This is a genomic window from Agrobacterium tumefaciens (assembly GCF_009649785.1).
Classification (GTDB): Bacteria; Pseudomonadota; Alphaproteobacteria; order Rhizobiales; family Rhizobiaceae; genus Agrobacterium; species Agrobacterium tumefaciens.
The window spans coordinates 1-663 of the sequence record NZ_WJOK01000062.1 but is presented as its reverse complement, the minus strand read 5'-3'; the positions used below and the strand labels follow the sequence as shown (position 1 = coordinate 663).

Genomic DNA, 663 nt, shown 5'->3' with positions numbered 1-663 from the left:
AATGCAAAAAGGCCGCTTTGAGCGGCCCTTTGTATCGGCTGGGCCGAAGAGTTTGCTTGAGAAGATATTTGTTGCGTTTTGCAGACCTGGCAGCGACCTACTCTCCCGCGTCTTGAGACGGAGTACCATTGGCGCTGGGGCGTTTCACGGCCGTGTTCGGAATGGGAACGGGTGCAGCCGCCCCGCGATAACCACCAGGTCGGCAAAACGCAACACAGTTCATGTTTTCACATGAGTGTTGTTTCGAGAAGCTGGGAAGCTTGCGCTTCATTTAATTTAACACGTCTTTCTGCGACCCTTCCCGTATGTTTGCCATACAGACCAGAGGTCGTCGCGCCTTCCGGTTTTTGCTTTCAAGCAAAATACCTGTGGCGCGGCCCGTCCGGAGCGCTATGCGCGTCAGGACAGAACAGATGATGCTCATCTTTGATGAGCATGAACAATGGGAACGAAGAAGTCGATCGAGCTATTAGTAACGGTAAGCTTCACATGTTGCCATGCTTCCACACCCGTCCTATCAACGTGGTCGTCTTCCACGGCTCTGATAGGGAACACTCGTTTTCAGGTTGGTTTCCCGCTTAGATGCCTTCAGCGGTTATCCATTCCGTATATAGCTACTCTGCTATGCCCTTGGCAGGACAACAGATCCACCAGAGATACGTC

At 52.3% G+C, this 663-nt stretch carries 2 rRNA genes; both read right to left on the bottom strand.

What is annotated here, in order from left to right:
* Positions 1–84 precede the first annotated feature (84 nt).
* Positions 85–199 (bottom strand): 5S ribosomal RNA (gene rrf, locus GH784_RS27045).
* Between the two features lie 249 nt (positions 200–448).
* Positions 449–663: ribosomal RNA gene (locus GH784_RS27040) — 23S ribosomal RNA — on the bottom strand; the annotation flags it as partial.